Raw genomic sequence first — 291 nt, 5'->3', positions numbered from 1 at the left:
AAACCAAAGCGGCTTTTGAAGCGGCGGGCATTGACCTGTCGCACCCTGTGATCACGACCTGCGGGTCCGGCATCACCGCGGCGATACTCGCGCTGGCACTGGAACGGATGGGCCATACCGATTGGTCCCTTTACGATGGATCTTGGGCAGAATGGGGGATGTTCCCCACCGTGCCCGTTGCGACCGGAGACGCATAATGTTCGAAACCCTACAGGCGCAGCCCGCCGATAAAATCCTTGCCTTGATGCAGATGTACAAGGACGACCCCCGCGAGACCAAGATCGACCTCGG

1 protein-coding gene is annotated in these 291 nt (G+C 59.8%); it reads left to right on the top strand.

Annotated elements, in window-relative coordinates; translation table 11 throughout:
- Positions 1–197 (top strand): sulfurtransferase (locus tag B3849_RS14610; protein WP_286780383.1); only part of this gene is annotated, 197 nt, incomplete at its 5' end.
- Between the last annotated feature and the right edge of the window lie 94 nt (positions 198–291).

The organism is Sulfitobacter sp. UBA4523 (assembly GCF_002388305.1).
GTDB classification, from domain to species: Bacteria; Pseudomonadota; Alphaproteobacteria; order Rhodobacterales; family Rhodobacteraceae; genus Sulfitobacter; species Sulfitobacter pontiacus.
This window is presented reverse-complemented; position numbering and strand designations above follow the sequence as displayed.